This is a genomic window from Antarctobacter sediminis (genome assembly GCF_019218285.1).
Classification (GTDB): Bacteria; Pseudomonadota; Alphaproteobacteria; order Rhodobacterales; family Rhodobacteraceae; genus Antarctobacter; species Antarctobacter sediminis.
In genome coordinates, this window is sequence record NZ_JAHUZG010000001.1 from 581,350 (window position 1) to 607,844 (window position 26,495).

A 26,495-nucleotide genomic window follows, 5' to 3' on the forward strand; every position below is an offset into this window, starting at 1 on the left:
CCTGCGACATTGATCGGCACGCTGAAACTCACGGGGCTTTGGCTGTGCTGCAACCCAAGCCCTGTCTTGAGCGTGGCCTGAAAGCCCGCTAAACCGCCGCCTGTCTCTCGCCGAAAGCACATACCCATGAAATTCCTCGATCTCTGCAAGGTCTACATCCGCTCTGGTTCGGGCGGGAACGGCTGTATCAGCTTCCGCCGTGAGAAGTTCATCGAATACGGTGGCCCGGATGGTGGCGATGGCGGGCGCGGAGGGTCTGTCTGGGCCGAGGCTGTCGACGGGCTGAACACGCTCATCGATTTCCGCTATCAGCAGCATTGGTTCGCGCAGAACGGCCAAGCCGGCAAGGGGCAGAACCGCACCGGTGCGGATGGCGATGACATTGTGCTGCGCGTTCCGGTGGGGACCGAGATCCTCGAAGAGGACGAAGAAACCGTGCTGGCCGATCTGACTGAACTGGGCCAGCGCGTGCTGCTGGCCAAGGGCGGCAACGGCGGCTGGGGCAACCTGCGGTTCAAATCCGCCACAAACCAGGCACCGCGCAACGCGAACCCCGGTCAGGACGGCGTGGAACGGACCTTGTGGCTGCGGCTGAAACTGATTGCCGATGTTGGTCTGCTGGGCCTGCCCAATGCAGGCAAAAGCACCTTTTTGTCGGCCACGTCGAACGCGCGACCCAAGATCGCGGATTATCCCTTTACCACGCTGCACCCCAACCTTGGTGTGGTTTCGGTCGACAATACGGAATTCGTGGTGGCCGATATTCCCGGCCTGATCGAAGGCGCACATGAAGGTCGCGGCCTTGGCGACATCTTCCTTGGGCACGTGGAACGCAGCGCCGTGCTGCTGCATCTGGTCGATGGCACCTCGGGCAGCCTGCTGGAAGATTATCAGACCATCTGCAACGAGCTTGAAGCCTATGGCGCCGGTCTGGCCGACAAGCCGCGCGTGACCGTCCTGAACAAGATCGACGCGCTGGATGCCGAGGAACGTGTCTTTCTCAAGGAAGAACTGGAAGCGGTCGGCGCGGAGAATGTCATGCTGATGTCCGGCGCATCCAAGGAAGGCGTGACCGAGGTTCTGCGTGCCTTGCGCCCGCATGTCGAGGCGCGGCGCGTGGCGGACCGGCCCGACACCGAAGAGGAAGAGGACGGGACATGGCAACCCTGACCGAGGCGCGTCGCGTTGTCGTCAAGATCGGATCGGCCCTGTTGGTCGACCGGGTCACAGGCGATCTGCGCCGCGACTGGTTGACCGCCATTGCCCAGGACATTGCCGACCTCAAGGCAGGCGGCGCGGATGTGGTGCTGGTCTCTTCTGGGTCCATCGCGTTGGGGCGCGGTATCCTCAACCTGCCGCACACTGTGCTGGCGTTGGAACAATCGCAGGCGGCGGCGGCCGTCGGGCAGATTCAGTTGGCTCGCGCGTGGCAAGAGGCACTGGCCCCGCATGATTTGACCACGGCGCAGGTGCTTGTGACGCTGGAAGACAGCGCCGACCGACGCCGCTATCTGAACTCGCGCGCGACGCTTGAAACCTTGCTGGGCTTTGGTGTCGTTCCCATCGTGAACGAGAACGATACCGTTGCCACCGATGAAATCCGCTATGGCGACAATGACCGACTGGCCGCACAGGTTGCCGTCACGGTTGGCGCCGAACTGCTGGTTCTGCTGTCCGACGTGGATGGCCTGTATACCGGCAACCCCAACAGCGACCCGGATGCCCGGCGGCTGGAGGTGGTGGACAACATTACCCCCGAAATCGAGGCCATGGCAGGCGATGCCGGGTCGGGCCTTTCCAAGGGCGGGATGAAAACCAAGGTCATGGCCGCCAAGACGGCAACAGCCTCGGGCTGTGCGATGATCATCTCGCACGGGGCCGACCTGCATCCGCTGAAACGTTTGTCTCAGGGCGCACCGTCGACGCTGTTCACTCCGCATATCGATCCGCATGCGGCCCGCAAACGCTGGATCGCGGCGATGAAACCTCAAGGCGTTCTGAACGTGGATGCAGGCGCGGCGCGGGCGCTGGCCTCGGGCAAATCGCTTTTGCCCGCCGGGCTGCGCGGGATCGAGGGCGATTTCGGCCGCGGCGACCCGGTGACGATCCGCTCGGTCGCGGGCGAAACGCTGGGGCAGGGGCTGACGCGTTATACCGCCGAAGAGGCGCGCGCCATAGCCGGGCACCATAGCCGCGACATCGAAGGTATCCTTGGGTATCCGGGCCGCGCCGTTCTGGTGCACCGCGACGACATGGCGGTGTGACGGCTTGTTTTGACGCCTCGCCGCCTTCTCACTAGAAAGACATAAACTCCAACGGCCAGAGGGTTCTTGCGATGAAAGATCTCGAAAACATCCCCGCCCTGATGCAGGACATCGGTGAAAAGGCACGTGCTGCCGCAGCGGATCTGGCCTTTGCACCAGCCGAGACCAAGCGTCAGGCGCTGGAAGCGGCCGCCGACAAGGTCTGGGCGGCGCGTGCCCAGATCATCGAGGCCAACGCCAAGGACATGGAGTTCGGGCGCGAAAAGGGCCTGAGCGACGCGATGATGGACCGGCTGATGCTGGATGAGGCGCGGATCAAGGGCATCTGCGACAGCCTGCGCATGGTCGCCGCACAAGACGATCCGGTCGGAGCCGTGATGGAAGAATGGGACCGTCCTTCGGGGCTGCACATTCAGCGCGTGCGCACCCCCTTGGGTGTGGTTGGGGTGATCTATGAATCGCGGCCCAACGTGACCGCGGATGCCGGTGCGCTTTGTCTGAAGGCCGGGAATGCGGTGATCCTGCGCGGTGGTTCGGAAAGCTTTCATTCCTCCGGCGCGATCCACGCCTGCCTTGTCGACGGGCTGCGCGAGGCTGGATTGCCGGAAACGGCGATCCAACTGGTGCCGACCCGCGACCGTGCGGCGGTCAGCGAGATGTTGAAGATGACCGATCACATTGACGTCATTGTGCCCCGGGGCGGCAAAGGACTGGTGGGACTGGTCCAGCGCGAGGCGCGTGTGCCGGTCTTTGCCCATCTCGAAGGCATCGTACATGTCTACGTCGACAAGGAGGCCGATCCCGTCAAATCGCTGGCCGTGGTGCGCAACGCCAAGACGCGGCGGACAGGGATCTGCGGCTCGGCCGAGTGTTTGCTGATCCATCGCGACATTGCCGACACCATCGGGCAGGGCATCATCCGCTCGCTGATCGAGGCCGGGGTCGAGGTGCGGGCCGATGCCGAATTGCAGACCATTCCCGGGACCGTGCCCGCCACGGCAGAGGACTGGGGCCACGAATATCTGGACAGCATCATTGCCGCGCGGGTGGTGGATGACATCGATCAGGCCATCGCGCATATCCGCAAGTACGGTTCGAACCACACGGATGCGATCCTGACCGAGGATGACGCCGCCGCCGAACGGTTCTTTCAACGGCTCGATTCCGCCATCCTGATGCGCAATGCCTCGACCCAGTTCGCCGATGGCGGCGAGTTTGGCATGGGCGCAGAGATCGGGATTGCCACGGGCAAGATGCACGCGCGCGGCCCGGTCGGGGCCGAACAGCTGACAAGTTTCAAGTATCTGGTGACCGGTGACGGCACGGTGCGGGCCTAGGCCCGCACCGGAATGCCCGGTCAGGCGATCTTGATCGAGATGGTGTCATCCCGCTGGGTGGCATAGATCTTGTGGCCAGCGGCCTCGGCCAGGATCGGAAGCATGGCAAAATGCACCCGGTTCGCCGCCGGGTCATCCAGCGCGACGCTGCCGTTCAGATGATCCCACAGGGGTTGGTCGATGGATAGCCGCGGCCCGCGTGCCGTGATCGTCCAACCTGCCGGATCACGGTCGAATTGCAGGGTGCCGCCGGCAGGCAGCGCGGTTTCGCAGCAAAGATAGGCAAGAAAGGCCACTTGAACCTCGGTCCGGGGCAAATCCTCGGTTGGGGCCCATTCGACCTGAAGCTTGCCGCCCTTGCCAAGGGCTGACAGGGTGGACGTGATCTCGCGCCGGCCCATCATCTGCTGGGACCCGGCAAGGCCAAAGGCCACGCGAAAGAACCGGATACGGGCAGCCGCGCTTTCGCAGCTGTCCTGGATAAGGTCCATTTCCGGGCTGGTATCGGCTTGTCCCGCTAGGGCAATCAGTTCCAGCCCGTTCTGAATGGCGCCGATGGGGCTGATGAGGTCGTGGCACAGGCGCGACCCGACAAGGGCGGCGAGCTGGGCGTGGGGCAGGGACATGGGAAACTCCGATCAGGAGGAGACAGGAATGACAGAACTCAACTCGTTACTCGAACCCGGGATGCTGGTGCAGCACCCGGACCAACCGGATTGGGGTACAGGGCAGGTGCAGTCCAACATTGGCGGTCGCATCACCGTTAACTTCCGGGAGCAGGGCAAGGTTGTACTGGACAGTGCCCGTGTGACCTTGATCCCTGTTTTCGATGGTTAACGTATTCGCCGACTGGTTTAAGAATGGTTAACCAGAGGCTTGGTAACACGGCAAACGTTGCACTCCAACGGTGGCTTGCCTATGACCTCGGGACGTCAGGCAGGCAGGCGCGGGGGACATCGCAATGACAGAGGCTTTCTCGGTTGGGCTGGCGCGGGGCGCGGCCGACATCGAGGCGGCTCAGCGGCTGCGGTACGAGGTGTTCGTTGCCGAGCTGGGCGGCGACGGGCCGCTGGTCGATCACGACGCCCGGCTGGAAAAGGATCGCTTCGACCCGTTTTTCGACCATCTGTTGGTGCGTGACGAAACCAAGGGCGGCGAGGTCGTGGGCGTTTATCGCCTGCTGCGCGACGATCAGGCCAAGGCCGCCGGGCAATTCTACTCCGAGGACGAATACGACCTCACCGCGCTGCGCAATAGCGGGCGGCGCCTGTTGGAACTGGGGCGGTCCTGCCTGCACCGCGACTATCGAGGTGGCGCGGCGATGTTCCATCTCTGGCAAGGATTGGCGGCCTATGTTCTGGAACACAAGGTCGAGGTGATGTTCGGAGTGGCCAGTTTTCACGGCAATGACGTGCAGGCGCTGGCCGAACCGCTGTCGCTGTTGCACCACCGCCACCTGGCCCCGCCGGATCTGCGAACCCGCGCGCGGGAGTTCCAATCCATGGACCTGATCCCGGAGGCCGATATCGACCGCCGCAGCGCCATGTTGCAGGTGCCCGCGCTGATCAAGGCCTATCTCCGCCTGGGCGGTTTCGTTGGCGAGGGCGCATTCATTGACCATGAATTCAACACCGTGGACGTCTGCCTGATCATGGACACCGAACGGATGAATGCCCGCCAGCGTGCGATGTACACGCAGGACCGTGGCCAGTGAGCCGGTCATGAGTCAGACATGGACCGGCGCAAAAGAACCTGACTGGCCGCCCATCGGCTTTGGGGGCTGGTGCCGCATAGCGTGGCGGGCACCTTTGATGGTCGTGGTGATCTTTGGTTGTCTGGGTATCCTGCTGGCCCTGCGCCTGGTGGAACGCCCGATCTTTGGCGCAGGCCGCCCGGTGACGCCGCATATCACGCGGTTTGTCTGCCGGTCCGTGCTGACGATCATGGGGCTGCCCGTCGAAATGCGCGGCCAACGGATGAGAGGCCCGGGCGCCATCGTGGCCAACCATACCTCATGGCTGGATATTTTCGTATTGAACAGCCGCAAGACGATCTACTTCGTTTCCAAGGCCGAGGTGGCGGGATGGCCGGGGATCGGCTGGCTTGCGCGGGCGACAGGCACGCTGTTCATCAACCGCGACCGGCGTGAGGCGCAGGCCCAGACCGAAGCCTTCGAGGACCGGCTTCTGAATGGCCACCGTCTGCTGTTTTTCCCCGAAGGCACCTCGACCGACGGGCTTCGCGTGCTGCCGTTCAAGACCACGCTGTTCGCAGCCTTTTTTTCGGAACGTCTGCACCATCAGTTACAGGTGCAACCGGTCAGCGTGGTCTATCACCCACCCGCAGGCGCGCATCCACGGTTCTACGGCTGGTGGGGCGAAATGGAATTTGGCCCTGCCTTGCTGCGTATACTCGCGCAGCGCAAACAGGGGCGGGTGGTGTTGGACTATCATCCGCCGGTGCGGGTCGATGACTATGCCAACCGCAAGAGCCTTGCCCATGCCCTGGAAACCCGCGTGCGCGAAGGGCATGCGGCTGAACTGGGGCCGGTTCCGGCAGAGTTTCTGGAAGGGCGCTGACGTAGCACCAGCGCCCGGTTTCGGTATCTTTTCGTTCAGCCCGCCATTGCGGCCCGAAGCGCCTTGAGCGTCGCCAGCGGATCTTCCTGGCTCCAGATCTCTTCACCGATGGCAAAGAAGTCGGTGACAGGGGCAAGGGTGCGGACCAGTTCGGGGGTCAGCCCGCCTTCGGCAACAACGGGAACCTCGATCATTTCGGTCCACCATGCGAACAGCTCGGTTTCGGCTGTTTCACCGTCCCCAAGTTCACCCGAGACCGGGCCGAAGGAAACATAGTCCGCGCCGCTTTCGCCTGCGGACATGCCATCATGGCGCGACTGGCGGCAGTAGGCCCCGACGATGGCATCCGGCCCCAGCGTCTTGCGCGCCGAGCGAACCGACCGCGCGCCATCCAGCAGGTGCACCCCGTCCAGCCCCAGCCGATCGGCCAGCACGACATGTGTGTCGATGACCAAGGCGACATCCGCGCGATGTGCCACCTCGCGAACCGCATCCGCGGCGCGCATCAGGCGATCTTCGTCGCGGGTGGCAAGGCTCAACCGGAGGCAGGCTGTGTCCACCTCACCGATGACCCGGCCCAAAAGCTCGGGGAAACTGCCAAGGTCGAACTCGGGTGGAGTGACCAGGTAGATCTGCGGGGTATCGGGGTCTTGGGTCGTCATTCTGTTCTCCTGAACCGACCGTCCTATTAGCGCGGCTCAGCGGCTAATGCACCCGGCTTTTTCGTTTCATGCCATTGCCCCCGGGTCTTTCGCGCATTACCCCTCCGCCGATCCGACGGAGAGAATGATGGCGACAGGTACACCTCAGCCGGCCTTTGTGCTGGTGCGGCCCCAGATGGGCGAAAACATCGGCGCAGCGGCACGGGCGATGTGGAATTTCGGTCTGGACCGGATGCGGATCGTTGATCCGCGCGACGGTTGGCCCAATTCCCGCGCCGTCGCGATGTCCAGCGGGGCGGGACGGCTGTTGGACGAGGCGCAGCTTTCCGAGGACCTGCCCGGAGCGATCGGGGATTGTTCTTTTGTTCTGGCCACCACGGCGCGGCCACGTGACCTGACCAAGACGGTCTGGACACCCGAGGCCGCCATGACGGAATGCGCCCGGCGAATCGCGGCTGGTGAGAAAGTGGCGGTAATCTTTGGTCCCGAAAGGGCAGGCCTTGAGAACGAGGATATCGCCCCGGCCAACGGCATCATTTCGGTGCCGGTCAACCCGGACTTCGCCTCGCTCAACCTCGCCCAATGCGTGTTGTTGTGCGCCTATGAATGGCGCCGGGCCAGCGAAACGGTGCCGGCAGTTATCGAGTCGATGGCCGGAACCGAGGTGGCGCAACAGCACGAGGTCGAACATCTTGCCCGCCATTACGAAGACCGCATGGACGAGGCGGGGTTCTTCTTTCCCGAACACAAGGCCGAAAGCATGAAGGTCAACCTGCGCAACATGTGGTCGCGCCTGCCGTTGACCCGCGCCGATGTGCAGATGCTGCACGGCATGATGCGGCAGATGGTGCGCTGGAAAGACAAGAAAACGGACTGATCCGTGGGGGATCAGTCCGCAAGTTGGCCGGGCCGGACAGGGAGGGGAACCGGCGCCGGGGGTGTCAGGCGCGATCAGTAGTTGCTGCCGCCGCCCGAGTAGCCACCCGAATAGCCGCCGGAGTAGCCATTCTTCTTGGGGGCCGAATAAGTCTGCTTCGGAGCGGTATAGACCTTCTTCGGCGGCGTGTAGGTGCAGGCGTAGTTCACGATGTAATCGCCGTGGACCCAGTAATACTGGCCCTGATACTGGATCTGCACCCAGCCATATTGCGTGTCATAGGTGTCCAGCGCGGTGCAGGGGGTAAATGTGCCTGCCACCGGATAATTCTGGCCGGGGCCGGTGCGGTAATTCAGGTGGCTCTGGCCAACCCAGGCCTGACCGGCCGAGGCGGCGGTCCCGGCAAGCGTTGCGGCGGCGACGGCGGCGGAGATGATCAAGGTTTTCATGTCTGTTGTCCTTTGGGATCTATGATCGGTCGTCTAGGCAATGGAAGGGGCGAACTCTTGAACTTGTGGTCTCAACCTACGTTGTTCCGGCGCAGGTCATAAGTCAGGCATTCCTGACCGAAGGGAAACCACCCGCTTGTTCCCGCCCAAAAAGAAACGGACCGATCCGTTTTGGGATCGGTCCGCGAGGGGATCCGGGGCCAGCCGGGAGGAGGAACTGGCCACCAGAGGAAGGATCAGTAGTGGTTCCAGTGCTTTTTCGGGGCCCAGTGCTGGACGTGCTTCTTCTTCTTCGGGGCCCAGTGGCAGGCGTGGCCCTGCACGTAGTCGGCTTTCACCCAGTAGTACTTGTGGTTGAAGGCCACCTTGTACCAGGTCGGGTTGCCGTAGTGGTCCGTGGTGTATTTGACGATATGGACCGGGGTGCAGGGGTTGAAGACACCCAGCTTGTGGTACTGGACACCGGGGCCGGAGCGCGCATTCAGATGGTTGTGACCGATCCAGGCCTGCGTGGCGGAAGCTGCCGAAGCGGTCATTGCGGTTGCGGCGATGATGGCGGAGAGGATGATCTTTTTCATGGGTCAAGTCCTTTGGGTAAGTCGTTGATCTGTTGTGCTGTCTTGGCTTGGTGGTCGTCTTGTCCTGTGCCCTCAATCTAGGCTTTTGCGCCCCGGCCCATAAGTCCGGCATTCCTGACGGAGGTATTCCCGACCGACTGCGGGTTTTCCCTACCTTTCAGACGGATAGGGGCGGATTTTCACGCGGTTTGGGCTTGTGCTGGTTGCCGACTTTGGCTTCGGTGAAAGCCATTCGGTCCGCGCCGCCGCGCCGGACGGCTCCCCGCTTTGGCGGACGTGCAACGGCAGTGGTTTTCGTCTGAACGGTGGAACAAAGTGGCGCGCATCCCGCCGACAACCGCCGCGTCTGGCCCTTTGCATTCTGGACCGGCGCGGCCGGAAACCACCCGCTTGCTCCCGCCCAAAAAGAAACGGACCGATCCGTTTTGGGATCGGTCCGCGAGGGGATCCGGGGCCAGCCGGGAGGAGGAACTGGCCGCCAGAGGAAGGATCAGTAGTGGTTCCAGTGCTTTTTCGGGGCCCAGTGCTGGACGTGCTTCTTCTTCTTCGGGGCCCAGTGGCAGGCGTGGCCCTGCACGTAGTCGGCCTTCACCCAGTAGTACTTGTGGTTGAAGGCCACCTTGTACCAGGTCGGGTTGCCGTAGTGGTCCGTGGTGTACTTGACGATATGGACCGGGGTGCAGGGGTTGAAGACACCCAGCTTGTGGTACTGGACACCGGGGCCGGAGCGCGCATTCAGATGGTTGTGACCGATCCAGGCCTGCGTGGCGGAAGCTGCCGAAGCGGTCATTGCAGTTGCGGCGATGATGGCGGAGAGGATGATCTTTTTCATGGGTCAAGTCCTTTGGGTAAGTCGTTGATCTGTTGGGCTGTCTTGGCTTGGTGGTCGTCTTGTCCTGTGCCCTCAATCTAGGCTTTTGCGTCCCGGCCCATAAGTCCGGCATTCCTGACGGAGGTATTCCCGACCCCGGCCTGCCTCAGAGTGCCGCGCTTGAAGGCACTGGGCGGTCGCTCTACTGTCCGCGAAAATTGGCGGAGGCTGGAATGGCAGAGAAACGCAAGCTGTTCGAAGAAGTGGGAGAAGGGGCCAAGACGCCGGCGGCCCCGGCAGGCGGCATGATCGACGCGGGAAAGCGCGGCGCGCGGGGCGCGGTGCGCCTGTGGCTCATGCTGTTGTTCGTTCTGGTGATGGTGATGATCGCGGTGGGCGGTCTGACACGTCTGACGGATTCCGGCCTGTCCATCACCGAATGGAAGCCGATCACCGGGGCCTTGCCGCCGATGAACGCCGAAACATGGGACGCCGAGTTCGAGAAATACAAACAGATCCCCGAGTACCAGTTGCAGAACAAGGGTATGAGCCTGTCCGAGTTCAAGGCGATCTATTGGTGGGAATGGGGCCACCGTCAGTTGGGCCGGGTGATCGGCCTTGTCTGGGCCATCGGCTTTCTTGGGTTCCTTGTTGCCGGGTCAATCCCGAAGGGCTGGACCGGGCGGCTGTTCGGACTTGGCGTCCTTGGCGGGCTGCAAGGGGCGATCGGCTGGTGGATGGTTTACTCCGGCCTTGGCGGCGAGATGCTGGATGTGGCCTCTTATCGGCTGGCCACGCATCTGGGTCTAGCTTTTGTGATCCTCGGTCTGATCGCCTGGTATGTCTATAACCTGACTTTCGAGGAACGCGCCCTGATGCAGGCGCGACGCAGCGCCGAACCCAAGCTGTTCTCGATGTCCACGGGGCTGATGCATTTTGCCTTTTTGCAGATCCTTCTGGGCGCATTGGTGGCCGGGATCGATGCGGGGCGCAGCTATAACGACTGGCCTCTCATGGGGGGCGAGCTGTTTCCGTCGAATGCCTTTGACCTAGAGCCGGTCTGGCGCAACTACTTTGAAAACGCGGGCCTTGTGCAGTTCATTCACCGGGTATCGGGTTACCTGTTGTTTGTCTTCGGGATCGTGGTGTGGCTGCGGGCGCGTCGCTCTCCGAACACGGATACACGGTTCCGGTTCAATGCGGTTTTTGCGGTCTTGCTGCTACAGGTTGTGCTGGGTATCGTCACGGTTGTGTATGCCGCGCCCTGGCATATTGCCATCGTGCATCAGCTGGGGGCGGTTGCACTTTGGGCATTGATCTTGCGGGCGCGCTTTGCGGCGCGATACCCCGCACCACAAAGCATAAGAGGGACAGCCTGAATGGGTGCCTACGAAGAATTGATGGCCTTCCAGCGCGAAACAGAGGCGCTGGCACAGGTCGCAGGGCGGTTGAGCTGGGATCAGGAGACCATGATGCCGCGGGGGGCGGCGGACCAGCGCAGTGACGAACGCGCGGCGATGGAGGCGGTGTTACACCAACGGCGCACCGACCCGCGGATCGGAGAGTGGCTTGAGGCCAGCGCAGAGGCCGCGCAGGATCCGGTTGCCAAGGCGCAACTGCGCCACATCCGCCGCAGCCATGAACGCAGCGTCCGCGTGCCCGAAAGATTGGCCTCGGAAATCGCGCGTATGGTCAGCCGCTGCCATGTCATCTGGGCCGAAGCCCGGGCCGATGACGATTTCGCGGCCTTTGCTCCCGCGCTGAAAGAGATCATCGCGCTGCGGCAGGAAGAAGGGGCGGCACTGGCTGCGGGTGGCGATGTCTATGACGCGCTGCTGGATGACTACGAGCCGGGTGCCAAGGCCGCAGATCTTGAGGCCATGTTCGGCGCATTGCGGCCGCGATTGGTGGCCCTGCGCGAGGCCGTTCTGGCTCAACCGCAACCGCAGGGTCTGAACGGAGCCTTCGATGAAGCCGGCCAGATGAAACTTGCCCGCCTGCTGGCCAAGACCTTTGGCTATGACATGAAACGCGGGCGCGTGGACAAGGCGGTGCATCCGTTCAGTTCGGGATCGGGCGATGATGTTCGCATCACCACGCGGACCGTCGCGCTGGAGCCGTTCAACTGTTTCTATTCGACAATCCACGAGGTCGGCCACGCCAGCTATGAGCAGAACATCAACCCGGCGTATCGGTTGACCCCGCTGGGTGCGGGCGTGTCCATGGGTGTACACGAAAGCCAAAGCAGGATTTACGAGAACCAGATCGGGCGCTCTCGGGCGTTTACCGGTTGGCTGTACGGCCAGATGCGCGACACCTTTGGCGATTTCGGGATCGCGGACGAAGATGGATTTTATGCCGCGGTGAATCAGGTTCGGAACGGTTATATCCGCACCGAGGCCGACGAATTGCAGTATAACCTGCATGTGCTCTTGCGGTTCGATCTGGAACGGGCGCTGATCTCGGGCGATCTGCTGGTCGATGATCTTGAAACCGCGTGGAACGACCGGTTCCTTGCCGATTTCGGCTTTGCCGTCGACAAGCCTTCGGACGGCGTTTTGCAGGACGTCCATTGGTCCGCGGGACTGTTTGGCTACTTCCCGACCTATTCATTGGGCAATGTCTATGCGGGGTGCCTGTACAAGGCGCTGCGGGCGGCCGTTCCCGCGCTGGACGACCAGTTGGCGCAGGGCGACACCTCTGGCGCGACGGGTTGGCTCAAGGAGAGCCTGCAACAGCATGGGGGTCTGTTCACCCCGCGCGAGGTGATTGAACGCGCCAGTGGGGCCGCCCCGTCCGAGGCCCCCTTGCTGGATTATCTCGAAGAGAAATTCTCGGGCCTCTACGGGCTTTGAACGTCTGTCTGGAAGGATTGGTTGCGCCACGGGTGATCCTGTGGCGCGATTTTTCCCGGTGACCCTGCACCCCGCCACATGTCAGATTTGTGACACCAAGGTGGAAAGGGGAGTAAACGCGATGAAAACATTCATTGCCAGCGTGGCGCTATTGGCCGGATTGGCCCAAGGGGCGCAGGCGCAATCTACAACAGAGGCCCGTGTGCTGGGGCCGTCTGGCGTGCCGGTTTATACGGTGCAGGTTCTGGGGCAGGATGGTGTGACCTACAACTGCCGCCCGGAGACCGAACAGCGCGACGGGCAAGAGATCCGCTATTGCCGGCGCGTGGCGGGGGGCGGCGTAGTGTCCGGCGATCCCTTTCCAATCGGAGCGGGCGCCGTGATTGCAGGGGTTATCGCCTTGATTGCGGTGTCCTCGGCCTCGGGCACCGACTGATGGCAAACGGGGCGGACCCTTTCGTGGTCCGCCCCGACAGGTCGCTCAGGTTCAGGCGCGCTGCGGCGCAGCCCCGCCCATCACGCGATCAAGAGACCAGTCGCCCGGACCGGCAATGGCCAGTGCAAGATAGCCACCGGTCAGCGCGATGTTCTTGAGGAACATGGTCATCTGCATCTGGTCGCCGGGCACGTAGTGATACAGCACGCCAGAGGCCAGTGAAAACAGGCCAAGCGCCAGCGCCGCAAGGCGGGTTTGAAAACCGACGATCAGGGCAAGGCCGCCGATGATTTCCAGCAGGATCACGGGCCAGGCCAGAATGGCGGGCACACCGCCGCTGGCCATGTAACCGGCAAAGCCCTGCACATCGCCAAGCTTGCCGATCCCGGCCATCACAAACAAAACGCCCAGCAGGATACGGGCGACGAGCAAACCGCTGGTTTGGGTCATTGAGGTGGACATGGTGCATCTCCTATTGGTCCGATGCACACCCACATAGCGATCCCTGCGAAAATGAAACCTCGCGCTTTTTCACAGGATCTGTGCGCTTTCGGGCAAAGGAAACCCCTGTGCCCGATGCGTTTAGCCGTTGGGATAGATATAGGCCCTGCGCGCCGATTCCAGACCATCCAACCCGCGGTTGATGGCAGGAATGGCCCGGTTCATCATCGGTGTGACCTGCGGGTTCAGCGCGGCCCGGGCGGATTGCGACCCCGCGGCCTTAAGCAATTGGTAGGCCGCCTCGAAATCCGACGCTTGGCTGCGATAGGTTTCGACAAGCGCCCGCGCCTCGGAGAGGAACTTGGTCCGTCCGGCCACGCCGTCGTCTTCGTTGGCCAACCCGGCAATAACGTCAGTGGCCTTCGTCGCCTCGGTGGTCATGCTCTTGCCGCAGGTCTCACCAAAGAACAGGGCCACATTTGCGGTTGTGGCCTCTTGTTCGAAGGTTCCGGTGGTCAGGCCGATCATGTAGTCGGTGCAGCTGCGCGAATGACGGTCCATGGCGTTGATCGCCTTGACCACCTTGTTCGCGTCCGATTTGCGGAGGTTTTGCGCTTCGATCCGATTATTTTGCTGATACCGCTCATAGCGCGACACCATGAACATGACGCCTGCCGCAAAAGCGGCAAGCGTGATCAGCAAGGACAGAATACGCATTTACACAAACCCTTTTCAGTTCACTGGTTACTCAGAGGCGTTTTCTTCGCCGTCTTCGCCCTGGTCCGCGATCCATGCAACCGACACCACGGTTTCGCCGGCCCCGGTGTTAAAGACCTTGACCCCGCCGGCGCTGCGCGAGCGGAACGAAATCCCGTCCACCGGCACCCGGATCGACTGGCCCGTCGATGTGGCAAGCATGATCTGATCGTCCATTTCCACCGGGAAAGAGGCGACAATTTCACCGCCGCGCATGGATTTCTCCCAAGCGGTCACACCCATGCCGCCACGGCCCCGGACCGGATAGTCGTGGCTGGAGGACAGTTTGCCCAAGCCTTTTGCGGTGATCGTCAGGATCAGGTTCTCTGCCGCCGACATTTCGGCATAGCGGTCCTGCGGCAGCGCGCTGTCGGCGTTGCCGTCTTCCTCTTCCGGTGCCTCGGCATCATCGGTCAGACCGGCCATGGCGCGGCGCATCTTGAGGTAAGACGCACGTTCGTCAGACGAGGCATCGAAGTGCCGGATGATCGACATCGATACGACCTCGTCGCCATTCGACAGGCGGATACCGCGCACGCCGGTGGAATTGCGCGAGTTGAAGACACGCACCTCAGGCACCGGAAAGCGGATCGCACGGCCAGAGTTCGTCACCAGCATCACGTCGTCATCCTCGGAACAGATGCGCGCGTTGATCAGGCGGGTGTTCTCATCCTCACCTTCGAATTTCATCGCGATCTTGCCGTTGCGCATGACGTTGGTGAAATCCGACAACCGGTTGCGGCGGACGCTGCCCTTGGAGGTAGCAAAGACGATTTGCAGATCGTCCCATTCGCTTTCGTCGCGGTCGACCGGCATGATGGCGGCAATCGACACGCCCGCCGGGATCGGCAGGATATTGACGATGGCCTTGCCCTTGGACGTCCGTCCACCCAGCGGCAGGCGCCAAGTCTTGAGCTTGTAAACCATGCCTTCGGTGGTGAAGAACAACAGCTGCGTATGCGTGTTGGCGACGAAAAGCGTGGTCACCACGTCGTCGTCCTTGGTGGCCATGCCGGACAGCCCCTTGCCGCCGCGTTTTTGCGCGCGGAAGTCGGCCAGCGCGGTGCGCTTGATATAGCCGGATTGAGTGACCGTGACGACCATGTCCTCACGCTCGATCAGATCCTCGTCCTCCAGATCGCCAGCCCATTCGGTGATCTCGGTCCGGCGCGGCACGGCAAATTCATCGCGGATCGCGCGCATTTCGTCGCTGATGATCTGCATGATGCGTTCGCGCGACGACAGGATGTCGAGGTAGTCCTTGATCTTGGCAGCAAGGTCTTCCAGCTCGTCCGTGACTTCCTTGACGCCCAGTTGGGTGAGGCGCTGCAACCGCAGTTCAAGGATTGCACGCGCCTGTGCCTCGGAGAGGTTATAGGTGCCGTCCTCGTTTTCGCGGTGGGTCGGATCGTCGATCAGCCGGATATACGGCAGGATTTCTTCGGCGGGCCAGCGGCGCTCCATCAGCTTTTCGCGGGCCTCGGCGGCGTCGGCGCTGGCACGGATGGTGGCGACAACCTCATCCACGTTGGATACGGCAACCGCCAGTCCGCAAAGAATGTGCGAGCGTTCGCGGGCCTTGCGCAGCAGATAGGCGGTGCGGCGGGCAACCACATCCTCGCGGAAATCGATAAAGGCGCTGAGGAAACCGTACAGGGTCAATTGTTCCGGCTTGCCGCCGTTCAATGCCAGCATGTTGCAGCCAAAGCTGACCTGCATCGGCGTAAAGCGGAAAAGCTGGTTCAGCACAACTTCGCCGGTCGCATCGCGCTTGAGTTCGACAACCACGCGCACGCCGTCCCGGTCGGATTCGTCCTGTACGTGGGCGATGCCCTCGATCTTTTTGTCGCGGGCCGCTTCGGCGATCCGTTCGATCATCGTGGCCTTGTTCACCTGATAGGGGATCTCGTCGATGACGATGGCAAAGCGATCCTTGCGGATCTCCTCGATCCGGGTCTTGGCGCGGATGATGACGCTGCCGCGACCTTCGAGATAGGCCTTGCGCGCGCCGGAACGTCCAAGGATCACGCCGCCGGTCGGAAAATCCGGGGCGGGGATATAGTCGATCAATTCCTCGGTCGACAGGTCGGGGTTTTCGATCAAGGCCAGCGTGGCGTCGATGACTTCACCCAGGTTATGCGGCGGAATCCGGGTGGCCATGCCGACGGCGATGCCTTCGGCACCATTGACCAGCACGTTGGGATAGCGCGCCGGCAGGACCGTAGGTTCGCGTTCCTTGCCGTCATAGTTGTCTTGAAAATCGACGGTTTCCTTGTCGATATCCGCGAGCAGGGACAGCGCAGATTTCGCCAGACGGCTTTCGGTGTAACGCATCGCGGCCGGCGGATCGCCGTCCATCGAGCCAAAGTTGCCCTGTCCGTCGATCAGCGGCAGCGACATGGAGAAATCCTGCGCCATGCGGACCAGCGCATCGTAAATCGCGGAATCGCCGTGGGGGTGATAGTTGCCCATCACCTCACCCACGGATTTCGCCGACTTCCGGTAGGCCTTGTCGGGCGTATAGTTGCCCTCGTACATGGCATATAGGATGCGGCGGTGCACAGGTTTTAGGCCGTCGCGCAGATCGGGGATCGCCCGGCTGACGATCACGGACATGGCATAGTCGAGGTAGCTCGACTTCATCTCCGTTTCGATCGAGATCGAAGGACCGCGATACTCTGGCGGATTTTGTTCTGTATTTTCAGGTGTTTCTGGCGTGTCGCTCACGTAAGGGGCCTGTCGGTTTGTCTGCCATATCTTGTTGGAGGTCTTATATCAGAGACTATCTGTAGGGCGCAATGGCGGCACGGGTCACGCAGTTTGGCAGCCAGCGGTGCACAGTGCTAACATGCTGTTTTTATTGAAAAGTAAACACTCGCTTGGCAGCATTTCGGAACGAGTTGTCAAAAGAGGTAAAAACGATGCAGGAGTCCGAAACCGAACTGATGCTGAAGGGCTATGGGCTGACCACGGCGGAATTCTTCTACCGGATCCCGGATTACAGGAACGTACTGAACACCTTCATCTGGCAAGAATACGATCTGGCGCCGGATCATCCCAAATTGTTCGAGTTTATCGAATTCTGGCGCGATGAGATCGAAGGACCGTTGCATTCGGTCCGCTTTACGCACCGCAAGATGATCTCGCCCGGGGAATGGCAGAACGTGGTTGGCGAGTTCCGCTATCATTGAGGAAGGGCAGGACCGGGACGTTGCCCCGGTCCGTTCGGATGTTTTGGGACGATCAGGGAATGATGCGCGTGTATTTCACGCCTTCCAGCGTCGCGCCAACGCGCAGGCCGGCCTGACCAAAGATCACCGCGATGACCGGCGCCAGCGACGTGGTGGTTTCCGCTGCCAGCGTTTCGCCGCGTTCAAGCACCGCGTATTCGAGGTTCGCACCGGCGGCAAAACCGGGCGACCGGCGGAAGGTTTGCAGCGCGTCATCGGTCATGAAGAACAGCACGTGCGAATATTGTTGCGCGCCAATCTGAAGCCCGCCCGAGGCCTTGGCGACCGAGTAGTAGTCTACCGAAGCGCCACCAACGCGCAGCGCGCCGCGGCCATAACCGCCACCAAAGCCCAGTCCGGCCTCGGTGACGACGGGCATCACCAACATGCCCACCGATTTCTCGGCAAGGCTGCGGGTGGCGGGGTAATCGCCGTAAAGCCGCGCCAGCGTCTGGTCCACACGCGCGTCGATCCGCGCGCCGCCATTGCTGCCGACGCCGTTGCAAGCGCCAAGCGCCAGGGTTGCGCCCAGTCCGAGGGTCACATTTCGTCTGTTGAGTGTCATGGGTCCGCCTGTTCCTCGCATAGCCTCAGATCCGGCTGTCTCGCCGGTTGCGCGGCAATATAGGCACGGGGGCAGGGGATGTCACGAGATGTTGTGGCCCACCGGCAAGAGATCGCGCGTCCGCTCGCGCGATCTTGACAGGCCGGTGACTCAGCCGTTCAGCAAACGGGCGGCGGCGGGGGCGAAATAGGTCAGCACGCCGTCGCAACCTGCGCGTTTGAAGCTCATCAGGCTTTCCATCATGACCTTTTCGCCATCGACCCAGCCGCGCTCTCCGGCGCCTGCCAGCATCGCGTATTCACCTGAGACCTGGTAGGCAAAGGTCGGCGCGCCGAACATCTCCTTGGCGCGGCGGCAGATGTCCAGATAGGGCATCCCCGGTTTCACCATGACCATATCGGCGCCTTCGTTTAGATCGCGTGCAATCAGGCGCATGGCCTCGTCGGAATTGCCGGGGTCCTGCTGGTAGGTCTTCTTGTCGCCCTTCAACGCGCCCGAAGCGCCGACTGCATCGCGGAACGGGCCGTAAAAGGCGCTGGCGTATTTCGCGGCGTAGGACAACAACAACACGTTCTGATGACCCGCGCTTTCCAACGCGTCGCGCAGCGCGCCGATGCGCCCGTCCATCATGTCCGATGGCCCGATGATGTCCGCGCCGGCGTCTGCCTGCGACAGCGCCTGTTTCACCAGTGCCTCGACCGTCCGGTCATTGACGATCTCGCCAGCTTCGACAAAGCCGTCGTGTCCGTTGATATTGTAGGGGTCCAGCGCCACATCGGTCATCACCGCGATGTTCGGCGCGGCGGCCTTGATCGCCCGCGTGGCGCGGTTCGACAGGTTGTCCGGATTCCATGCCTCGGCGCAATCCTCGGTCTTGAGCGCGGGATCGGTATAGGGAAAGAGGCAGATTGCCGGGATGCCAAGCGCCTGTGCCTCGATTGCGGCCTCGGCCACTTTATCCACGGACAAGCGGTTCACGCCGGGCATCGAGGCAATGGGTTCCACCACGCCTTCTCCGTCCCGTACGAACACCGGCCAGATGAAATCCGCGGGGCTTAGCGTGGTTTCCTGCACCAGCGCGCGGATGGCGGGGGTGCGGCGCAGGCGGCGCAGGCGCGTGGCGGGAAAGGGGGCAAGGGTCGGCTGCATGGGGCGCTCCGTCATTGGTCGCGGACAGGGATGCACCCTGAGGCGCGCGCTTGTCCAGTCCCTGCCTCTGGGCATTTGGAATCCTGCGCGTTATGACGCTGGATACAGGCAAGGACAAAGAGCATGGACTGGTACGATACCGTATTCGAACTGATCGATCTGCGGAGCTTTTCGAACCTGTGGTTCTGGATCGTTCTTGCGGTGCTGTGGTCATCGACCAGCCATTGGGTGCTGGGTGTGCCCTATGACATGGTGGCCCGCGCACGCCGTCACGGTGGACAGGCCGCGCAGGATCTTGAGGATCTTGTGCGGATCAACACCAACCGGTTGCTGTTCATCGTGGATGAGTCGGGCCTGTGGGTGGCGGCGATCGGATCGGCCTTTCTGACCGGGGCGGCGGTCCTTGGGTTCTGGTACTGGGTTGAATTCGCCCAGGCGGTGTTCCTGCTGGGGTGTCCCATGACCATTGTCGGCCTGCTGAGCATCAATTCCGCACGCCGCATCCAGCTTGGCGAAGGCGAGGGCGAAGCGCTTTGGCGGCGGTTGCGCATTCACCGCACGCTGACCCAGCTGATTGGCATGGTGTCGATCTTCTGCACCGCGATGTGGGGCATGTACATGAACCTGACGGTGCTGGCCTTCTGATCGGGTGTCTTGCCGGTTGACGCTGCCCGCGCGGCGCGCCATTTGAGCCTTCATGACACAGCAGCGGATCACGATGGGCGGCGCGCCCGAGGGCTATGACGCCCGGTTGGTGCTGCGTGAGGTGGAAAAGACCGGCGGGCCGGTCATCCACATCGCGCGTGACGACAAGCGGCTTGCGGCCATGCGCGATGCGCTTGCCTTCTTTGCCCCGGACATGCCGGTGGTGGTCTTTCCCGCTTGGGATTGCCTGCCATATGACCGGGTTTCCCCGAACGCAGACATCTCGGCGGCGCGGATGGCGACACTGGCCGGGCTGGTACATGGCGGGCCGAAACACTTTGTGCTGCTGACGACGCTGTCGGCGGCGATGCAATACCTGCCGGCACGCAACGTCCTGCGCGAGGCAGCCTTTGCCGCGCGCGTCGGCGATCGGGTCGACGAGACAGCCCTGCGCGGCTTTCTCGTCCGCATGGGGTTTAGCCAGGCGCCGACGGTGACAGAACCCGGTGACTATGCCGTGCGCGGCGGGATCATCGATATTTTCCCGCCGGGGGATGGCGGTCCGGTGCGTCTTGATTTCTTTGGGGATGTGCTGGACGGCGCACGCCGGTTTGATGCCGCCACGCAGCGGACCACCGAAAAGTTGGAAATCGTGGAGCTGGCCCCGGTGTCTGAAGTCATCCTTGATGACAGCGCGATCACGCGGTTCCGCCAGAACTATCGGATCGAATTCGGCGCGGCGGGCACCGACGACCCGCTGTACGAGGCCGTCAGCGCGGGACGGAAACATCAGGGTGTCGAACATTGGTTGCCGTTCTTTCACGAACGTCTGGAAACCCTGTTCGACTATCTGCCCGGCGCGCCTGTCCTGATGGACGACCAACTGACGCCCGCCCGCCTGTCGCGTTGGGATTCGATTGCCGATCAATACGATGCCCGCCGTCACGCGATGAGCCAGAAAAAGACGCTGGGCAGCACGGTTTACAAACCGATCCCCCCGGAAACGCTGTATATGGATGACGCGGCATGGTTGCGCGCCGTGGGGGACCGGCGCGAGGTCCAGTTCCATCCGCTGCAACAGGCCTCTGGCCCCGGCGTGGTGGATGCAGGCGGGCGCATCGGGCGCAATTTCTCGCCCGAACGGCAGCAGGAAAACATCAGCCTGTTCAAGACGCTGGCCGACCACGTCAAGACCTGCATGACTGACGGGCCTGTTCTGATCGCGTCCTATTCCGAAGGGGCGCGTGAACGCCTGACCGGGTTGCTCGAGGATGAGGGGCTGGCCGAGGCGATCCCGATCATCAATGGCACCCGGATCGGCAAGCGCGGTCTGCACCTTGCGGTCTGGTCATTGGAGGCGGGCTTTACCGCTCCGTGGGAAGCGGCGGGTGACAAGGGGCGGCTGACCGTTATCTCGGAACAGGATGTTCTGGGTGACAGGCTGATCCGCCAGCCCAAGAAGCGCCGCAAGGCCGAGAATTTCCTGACCGAGCATCAGTCGCTTGCGCCGGGCGACCTTGTGGTTCACGTCGACCACGGGATCGGTCGCTACATGGGCCTTGAGGTCGTTACGGCGGCCGGGGCGGCGCATGAATGCATCGCGCTGGAATATGCCGATGGCGCCAAGCTTTACCTGCCGGTCGAGAATATCGAACTGCTGTCCAAATACGGCCACGAAGAGGGGCTGCTGGACAAGCTGGGAGGCGGTGCCTGGCAGGCCAAGAAGGCCAAGCTGAAACAACGTATCCGCGAGATGGCCGACCGGCTGATCCGCATCGCCGCCGAACGTGCGCTGCGCAAGGCTCCGATCATGGACCCGCCGCCGGGATCTTACGAAAGCTTTGCCGCGCGGTTCCCCTATCAAGAGACCGACGATCAGTTGCGCGCCATCGAGGATGTCATGGAGGACATGCACTCGGGCCAGCCGATGGATCGCCTGATCTGCGGCGACGTGGGCTTCGGCAAGACCGAGGTCGCCATGCGCGCGGCCTTTGTCGCCGCCATGTCCGGTGTACAGGTGGCGGTCATCGCGCCGACCACCTTGTTGGCACGCCAGCACTACAACAGCTTTGCCGAACGTTTCCGGGGCTTCCCGCTTCAGGTCGCGCCGCTGTCGCGCTTTGTCTCGCAAAAACAATCCGCGCTGACGCGTGACGGGATCTCTAGGGGCACGGTCGACATTGCCGTGGGCACCCATGCCTTGCTGGCGAAGGGTATCCGGTTCAACAACCTTGGGCTGCTGATCATCGACGAAGAACAGCGTTTCGGCGTTCAGCACAAAGAACGCCTGAAACAGCTTCGCTCGGACATTCACGTGCTGACGCTAACGGCGACGCCCATTCCGCGTACCCTGCAACTTTCGCTGACCGGGGTGCGCGACCTGTCGATCATCGGGACGCCGCCGGTCGATCGATTGTCGATCCGCACTTATGTGTCGGAATTCGATCCGATGACCATCCGTGAGGCGCTGTTGCGCGAACATTATCGCGGCGGGCAGTCCTTCTTTGTCGTTCCGCGCCTGACGGATCTCCCCGAGGTGGAGGAGTTCCTGAGGGAACAAGTGCCCGAGGTGTCCTATGTGGTCGCGCACGGCCAGATGGCGGCGGGCGAATTGGACGAACGGATGAACGCCTTTTACGACGGCAAATATGACGTGCTGCTGGCGACGACCATCGTGGAATCCGGTCTGGATATCCCCACTGCCAACACGATGATCGTGCATCGCGCCGATATGTTCGGCCTGTCGCAGCTTTACCAGATTCGGGGCAGGGTGGGCCGGTCCAAGACCCGCGCCTATTGCTATCTGACCACGAAACCGCGGATGAAACTGACGGCCACCGCCGAAAAGCGTCTGCGCGTTCTTGGCGCTATTGACACTCTGGGCGCAGGGTTCAGCCTTGCTTCGCAGGATCTGGACATTCGCGGCGCAGGCAACCTTTTGGGTGAGGAGCAGTCCGGCCAGATGCGCGACGTGGGCTATGAACTGTACCAGTCGATGCTGGAAGAGGCGATTGCCAAGATCCGCTCGGGCGAAATGGAAGGTCTGGCCGAAGCCGACGACCAATGGGCACCGCAGATCAACCTTGGTGTGCCGGTCCTGATCCCCGAGGATTACGTACCCGATCTGGATGTGCGTCTGGGGCTGTATCGCCGCCTGTCCTCCCTGACCACCAAGGTGGAACTGGAAGGTTTTGCCGCCGAACTGATCGACCGCTTTGGCAAGTTGCCGCGAGAGGTCAATACGCTGCTGCTGGTCGTGCGGATCAAGGCCATGTGCAAGAAGGCCGGAATTTCCAAGCTGGATGGCGGGCCGAAAGGGGCGACCATTCAATTCCACAATGACAAGTTTGCTTCCCCGCAAGGACTGGTGGAATTCATCAAGGCGCAGGATGGTTTGGCCAAGGTCAAAGACAACAAGATCGTCGTGCGCCGCGATTGGAAACGCGACAAGGACAAGATCCAGGGCGCTTTCGCCATTGCCCGCGATCTGGCCGAAAAGGTGGTTGCCGAAAGGAAAAAGGCGAGGGCCGGATAGGTCGTCGCCCCTGTGTGCTGATGATCCATCGTGCTTTTATCGACACCCCGGCGGGTCGGAAACTCTCGGGGTGATTTGCGTCGTCGACCGTCATTTGTTCCAATTGAAATTGACCGATTGGTTTAAAAGTTAATAAGGCAAGTTTATTGATTGATTTACCCCGAGAGGCTAATAGGGGAATTGGTTGACCTGTCAATTTCAGCATAATTAACGATATCTAAAAAAATTGTCCGGCATATGCTCCCGTTTTTTCTGTGCTTTTTTCGGGGGCGCATTTCTGCCACATTTCTGCCGCCAATCGGCCATCCAGCCTAATCAACCTTTAATTGATGTATGAGATTTTGAGGTTTTGGCGCAATGACAAGGTTGACAGGCAAACGATCAAAAAACTTCCTCATGGCGGAAGACGGTAGCGCGACGGTCGAGTTCGCAATCCTCTTTCCCGCTTTCATCACTTTCGTCATCGGTTGTTGTTGGGTCGGCCTGTTCGCGGTGACCGTCGCCAATGTGCAGCAACTGACCTACGAGGTGGCGCGTCAAACGTTGCAATACCGTGTTGCGCCGCGCGACGATCTCGATTTCTGTCAGCACGTGGGCGAAACCGTTGTGCCCGCCATCGCGAAATCCTTTGTGGCCATTGATCCATCTCGGATCACCGCGACCGAATGTGTGCCGGGCAACCATCCCGGGTGGGTGCAACTGACGCTGCACTACGACGGGTCGGGGTATGGGTTTGCCCCGCTTGTACGCGCCGTGAACAATGGGTCGGACATGATCGTCGGTTCGGCCATGATCGTTGGGGGTTGAAATGACTCCGGGCAAAGAAGACGGATCTATCACCACTGCCACGCTTTTCATCTTCATCGCGTTTTGCCTTGGCGCGGCAATGGCCATCGACATGTTGATCCTGAATGCGCATCGCAGCCACGTTCAGGCGCAGGCGGATTTCTCGGCGCTGGAGGCTGTCCGACATGTCAACCACGAGCCACGAGCCTATAAACAGGCGTCGCGGTCGGTCGATTACAACGATCTTTTTCCGGCGCGGCCTCTGGCCCCTGCGCAACTGGTTCTGGGCCGCTACGAGTCCGGCGTCTTTACACCACGGAACCAGTCCGAGGGCCGGGTGAATGCGGCGCATGTGACGGCTGTTTCGGATGCGCGTATGCAGGTGGCATCGCTGTTGGGAGATGAGAGCCGCACCGTGATCACCCGTCAGGCCGTCGCCGTGGTGCAGGAAAGGGTGAGCTTTAGTCTGGCGAACTGTCTTTTGTCGCTGAACCTGTTTCACGGTGCGCTCAGACCGATCCTTGGGACCGAACTGGATGCCATTTGTTCCGAGGGCGCGCTTTTCCTGCGGACGGACGCGCTATTGGAGACGCTCAGTCTGAATCTGGATGCGCCGATGACCTATGGCGATGTGCTTGATGCCGATATCGCAGTGTCACGCATTTTGTCCGCCGCAGTCGGGGCAGAGGTGAATGCGCCGGATGCGGTCCTGCGGCTGTCTGATTTTGTCCATCTGGATTCCGGTGCCCGGGGGATGTTGATCGGTACGGAAATTCCCGGATCCTTCATCAGCAAATCAGACCTTGTCTTTGGTACGGTCGAACTTTTCGGGGAACATGTTCTGGACCTTGGCCTGCGTGCTGATCTTGGCCCCGTTGCCGATGTGCCGGTACGTCTGACCGTGGTGGAACCGCGCCGGATCGTTGCCAGTGTCGAACCCGGCACGCCCGAGGCCTACGCGGAAACTGCCCAGATACGGTTGGATGTCGATGGTCTGGATCTTTTGGGACTGGTGGGTTTGGACCTGTCCTTGCGGATCGCCCATGCCGAGGCCCGTCTGACCGACCGCGCCTCTGCCTGCCATGCGGCGCGCAGCGAAACGGCAGCAATTTTCGACCCGGCCCAGGCAGGTTTGCTAAGTCTGGATATTCGGCTTAGCGCGCTTGGCCTGACGGTCCGTGATGAAATCGACCTCGTTCAGACCGAGGAACTGGAGATCGCTTTTTCCGCCCGGGACATCCAGCAACAACGCACGGCCACATTCTCGCCGCGTCTCGAAGGCACGCTGGCCGACGTGGACAGCGCCCTTGCCGGTTTGCTGGGGCAACTGCCCTTGTCGGGTCTCACCACGGGGCTGGTCGGCGGTCTGGTATCTCCGGCGCTGGACAGCCTGTCCCCGGTCGAAAACCTCCTTGCCGCCGTGGTGCATGATTTCGTCGGTTTGGCCATTGCCCCGGCGCGACTGACGCCGCTTGGCTTCGATTGCCGGATTGCCTTGGTGCAATAAGACCCGCTGTCAGTATGGCAGTTGGGCCAAACGGGTCGACGGATCCAGAACCTGCACCAGAGGGACAAAGCCACTTTGCACCTGGTTCAACGGCACCGATTTGCGCTGCGCTGCGCCCTTGGGCAGAAAAAACGCGCAGCTTTCGCCGGTCATGTCATTGGTGATGATCTCGACCTTGTCGCTCCATTCATCTGAGACCCAATTGACGAAATACTGATCCCAATAGGGGTCTTCGGTGGCGGTTTCGTCCGCCTCCCAGGCTTTTTGATTGGCGCAGGTACGGCGGAAATCCATTTCGGTCATGATGCGCCCGCTGTCGCGCAGTGGTCCGATCTGGATTCCCCATCGTCCGGCCTGATCGACGGTGTCGATATAGAACATGCTGTCCGGCGGGGTCCGCAGCATGGTTGCGATCAGCGAAGGTTTCAGATGTTCGCCATCCTCGAAACCCCGGTTCTGCATCAGATCCTCGATTGTGCGGGCCAAGGTTTCCATCGCCAGTGCATAGGCCCGGGTGACAGTGGCCCCGTCATATTGACCGCGCCCTACCTGAAGCGAAGGCGCGTGAAAGCCCAGCTTGGCCGTGGGGTGCATGACCCGCCATTTGTAGTAACCGCTTTCATGGGCGTAAAAACTGCCCGCCATGAACAGCAGCGCGCAGGCGCTTTCGCAACGTGCCCCGGCTTCCAGTTTTGTGCCCACGGCCATTTCGCGCAGGGCGGCGCCCAGTTTCAGTGCCTCGGCGATGGACCCGCCCGGGCTGTCAAGGCAGATGACGGATTTGCCCCATTTGTTCTGCTTGCGCCAGTCTTCGATGGAGTTGCGCAAGATCCCGGCCATTCGATCGCCGTCGCCGGGCGCGAACTGCCCGGTCAGCCGGTGGGTGCAGGCAATGTTGGGATCAGCCCCCTGAATGTCAAAGGCGTCGTTGGTCATTCCAACCACGCGGAAATCGGCAGCAAGGGCAGGGGGCACGGAAAGGGACAGTGCGGCGCATAGCGCCATGGCAAAGCGTTTCATGAACAAACTCCCG

At 61.7% G+C, this 26,495-nt stretch carries 26 protein-coding genes; 15 read left to right on the top strand and 11 right to left on the bottom strand.

The genetic code is table 11. From position 1 onward, the window contains the following. Positions 1-126 precede the first annotated feature (126 nt). The 3 genes from obgE (at position 127) to KJP30_RS02730 (ending at position 3,601) form a co-directional block, all read left to right on the top strand. A complete protein-coding gene (gene obgE / locus KJP30_RS02720; RefSeq protein ID WP_218447467.1) occupies positions 127-1,170 on the top strand; it encodes a GTPase ObgE in 1,044 nt (347 codons plus the stop codon). Then, positions 1,158-2,264, top strand: coding sequence for a glutamate 5-kinase (gene proB, locus KJP30_RS02725; RefSeq protein WP_218447468.1), 1,107 nt, complete (start codon positions 1,158-1,160; stop codon positions 2,262-2,264). The genes obgE and proB overlap by 13 nt, the downstream gene beginning before the upstream one ends. Positions 2,265-2,335: 71 nt before the next feature. Then, on the top strand, positions 2,336-3,601 hold the full coding sequence (locus KJP30_RS02730) for a glutamate-5-semialdehyde dehydrogenase (RefSeq protein WP_218447469.1): 1,266 nt from the start codon (positions 2,336-2,338) through the stop codon (positions 3,599-3,601). A 20-nt stretch (positions 3,602-3,621) separates the two neighbouring features. Here the strand turns inward: KJP30_RS02730 and KJP30_RS02735 are convergent, their stop codons facing one another. Then, a complete protein-coding gene (locus tag KJP30_RS02735) occupies positions 3,622-4,227 on the bottom strand; it encodes a histidine phosphotransferase family protein (RefSeq protein WP_218447470.1) in 606 nt (201 codons plus the stop codon). A gap of 28 nt (positions 4,228-4,255) precedes the next feature. On the opposite strand from KJP30_RS02735, the gene KJP30_RS02740 reads away from it, so the two are divergent. From KJP30_RS02740 to olsA, 3 genes are all read left to right on the top strand, one after another. Next, a complete protein-coding gene (locus KJP30_RS02740; protein ID WP_218447471.1) occupies positions 4,256-4,438 on the top strand; it encodes a DUF3553 domain-containing protein in 183 nt (60 codons plus the stop codon). Between the two features lie 124 nt (positions 4,439-4,562). Continuing rightward, positions 4,563-5,315: an L-ornithine N(alpha)-acyltransferase gene (olsB, locus tag KJP30_RS02745; RefSeq protein ID WP_218447472.1), complete on the top strand. Its 753-nt coding sequence runs from the start codon at positions 4,563-4,565 to the stop codon at positions 5,313-5,315. 7 nt (positions 5,316-5,322) lie between these two features. Continuing rightward, a complete protein-coding gene (gene olsA, locus KJP30_RS02750; RefSeq protein WP_218447473.1) occupies positions 5,323-6,180 on the top strand; it encodes a lyso-ornithine lipid O-acyltransferase in 858 nt (285 codons plus the stop codon). Positions 6,181-6,215: 35 nt separating this feature from the next. Here the strand turns inward: olsA and KJP30_RS02755 are convergent, their stop codons facing one another. Next, positions 6,216-6,842, bottom strand: coding sequence for a thiamine phosphate synthase (locus KJP30_RS02755; RefSeq protein ID WP_218447474.1), 627 nt, complete (start codon positions 6,840-6,842; stop codon positions 6,216-6,218). A gap of 127 nt (positions 6,843-6,969) precedes the next feature. Between KJP30_RS02755 and KJP30_RS02760 the strand changes: the two genes are divergently transcribed. After that, positions 6,970-7,719 (top strand): RNA methyltransferase, encoded by a 750-nt coding sequence (locus tag KJP30_RS02760; RefSeq protein ID WP_218447475.1) that lies wholly within the window; start codon positions 6,970-6,972, stop codon positions 7,717-7,719. Positions 7,720-7,793: 74 nt separating this feature from the next. On the opposite strand, the gene KJP30_RS02765 is transcribed toward KJP30_RS02760, so the two are convergent. The 3 genes from KJP30_RS02765 to KJP30_RS02775 all read right to left on the bottom strand — a co-directional run bounded on the left by KJP30_RS02765 (position 7,794) and on the right by KJP30_RS02775 (position 9,578). Further along, a complete protein-coding gene (locus KJP30_RS02765; RefSeq protein ID WP_218447476.1) occupies positions 7,794-8,168 on the bottom strand; it encodes an SH3 domain-containing protein in 375 nt (124 codons plus the stop codon). A 236-nt stretch (positions 8,169-8,404) separates the two neighbouring features. Beyond that, the gene (locus tag KJP30_RS02770) at positions 8,405-8,746 is read right to left on the bottom strand and encodes an SH3 domain-containing protein (protein WP_218447477.1); all 342 of its coding nucleotides are present in this window, start codon (positions 8,744-8,746) and stop codon (positions 8,405-8,407) included. Between the two features lie 490 nt (positions 8,747-9,236). Next, positions 9,237-9,578 (bottom strand): SH3 domain-containing protein, encoded by a 342-nt coding sequence (locus KJP30_RS02775; protein WP_218447477.1) that lies wholly within the window; start codon positions 9,576-9,578, stop codon positions 9,237-9,239. Positions 9,579-9,790: 212 nt separating this feature from the next. Here KJP30_RS02775 and ctaA point away from each other — a divergent pair, with 212 nt between their 5' ends. The 3 genes from ctaA (at position 9,791) to KJP30_RS02790 (ending at position 12,848) form a co-directional block, all read left to right on the top strand. After that, positions 9,791-10,936 carry a heme A synthase gene (ctaA, locus tag KJP30_RS02780; protein WP_218447478.1) on the top strand — a complete coding sequence of 382 codons (1,146 nt, stop codon included), beginning with the start codon at positions 9,791-9,793 and terminating at the stop codon, positions 10,934-10,936. Next, positions 10,937-12,412: a carboxypeptidase M32 gene (locus tag KJP30_RS02785; protein WP_218447479.1), complete on the top strand. Its 1,476-nt coding sequence runs from the start codon at positions 10,937-10,939 to the stop codon at positions 12,410-12,412. It abuts the gene before it with no gap. A 121-nt stretch (positions 12,413-12,533) separates the two neighbouring features. After that, positions 12,534-12,848 (top strand): hypothetical protein, encoded by a 315-nt coding sequence (locus tag KJP30_RS02790; RefSeq protein ID WP_218447480.1) that lies wholly within the window; start codon positions 12,534-12,536, stop codon positions 12,846-12,848. 51 nt (positions 12,849-12,899) lie between these two features. On the opposite strand, the gene KJP30_RS02795 is transcribed toward KJP30_RS02790, so the two are convergent. The 3 genes from KJP30_RS02795 to gyrA all read right to left on the bottom strand — a co-directional run bounded on the left by KJP30_RS02795 (position 12,900) and on the right by gyrA (position 16,772). After that, the gene (locus KJP30_RS02795; RefSeq protein ID WP_218447481.1) at positions 12,900-13,310 is read right to left on the bottom strand and encodes a DoxX family protein; all 411 of its coding nucleotides are present in this window, start codon (positions 13,308-13,310) and stop codon (positions 12,900-12,902) included. A 120-nt stretch (positions 13,311-13,430) separates the two neighbouring features. Continuing rightward, complete coding sequence (locus KJP30_RS02800) at positions 13,431-14,006, bottom strand: hypothetical protein (protein ID WP_218447482.1); 576 nt, start codon at positions 14,004-14,006, stop codon at positions 13,431-13,433. 27 nt (positions 14,007-14,033) lie between these two features. Beyond that, positions 14,034-16,772, bottom strand: coding sequence for a DNA gyrase subunit A (gene gyrA / locus KJP30_RS02805; protein ID WP_218447483.1), 2,739 nt, complete (start codon positions 16,770-16,772; stop codon positions 14,034-14,036). Positions 16,773-16,966: 194 nt separating this feature from the next. Here gyrA and KJP30_RS02810 point away from each other — a divergent pair, with 194 nt between their 5' ends. After that, positions 16,967-17,236, top strand: coding sequence for an usg protein (locus KJP30_RS02810; RefSeq protein WP_218447484.1), 270 nt, complete (start codon positions 16,967-16,969; stop codon positions 17,234-17,236). 52 nt (positions 17,237-17,288) lie between these two features. Here KJP30_RS02810 and KJP30_RS02815 read toward each other — a convergent pair whose 3' ends face one another. Next, a complete protein-coding gene (locus KJP30_RS02815; protein ID WP_218447485.1) occupies positions 17,289-17,840 on the bottom strand; it encodes a lipid-binding SYLF domain-containing protein in 552 nt (183 codons plus the stop codon). A gap of 150 nt (positions 17,841-17,990) precedes the next feature. Beyond that, positions 17,991-18,989: a porphobilinogen synthase gene (hemB, locus tag KJP30_RS02820; RefSeq protein ID WP_218447486.1), complete on the bottom strand. Its 999-nt coding sequence runs from the start codon at positions 18,987-18,989 to the stop codon at positions 17,991-17,993. 123 nt (positions 18,990-19,112) lie between these two features. Between hemB and KJP30_RS02825 the strand changes: the two genes are divergently transcribed. The 4 genes from KJP30_RS02825 (at position 19,113) to KJP30_RS02840 (ending at position 25,462) form a co-directional block, all read left to right on the top strand. After that, positions 19,113-19,634, top strand: a complete 522-nt coding sequence (locus tag KJP30_RS02825) for a component of SufBCD complex (RefSeq protein ID WP_218447487.1) — start codon at positions 19,113-19,115, stop codon at positions 19,632-19,634. Positions 19,635-19,686: 52 nt separating this feature from the next. Next, complete coding sequence (gene mfd, locus KJP30_RS02830; protein ID WP_218447488.1) at positions 19,687-23,169, top strand: transcription-repair coupling factor; 3,483 nt, start codon at positions 19,687-19,689, stop codon at positions 23,167-23,169. A 396-nt stretch (positions 23,170-23,565) separates the two neighbouring features. Then, on the top strand, positions 23,566-23,976 hold the full coding sequence (locus KJP30_RS02835) for a TadE family protein (RefSeq protein ID WP_218447489.1): 411 nt from the start codon (positions 23,566-23,568) through the stop codon (positions 23,974-23,976). A 1-nt stretch (position 23,977) separates the two neighbouring features. Beyond that, on the top strand, positions 23,978-25,462 hold the full coding sequence (locus KJP30_RS02840) for a Tad domain-containing protein (protein ID WP_218447490.1): 1,485 nt from the start codon (positions 23,978-23,980) through the stop codon (positions 25,460-25,462). A 9-nt stretch (positions 25,463-25,471) separates the two neighbouring features. Here KJP30_RS02840 and KJP30_RS02845 read toward each other — a convergent pair whose 3' ends face one another. Beyond that, positions 25,472-26,482, bottom strand: a complete 1,011-nt coding sequence (locus KJP30_RS02845; protein ID WP_218447491.1) for a COG3904 family protein — start codon at positions 26,480-26,482, stop codon at positions 25,472-25,474. Positions 26,483-26,495: the final 13 nt, after the last annotated feature.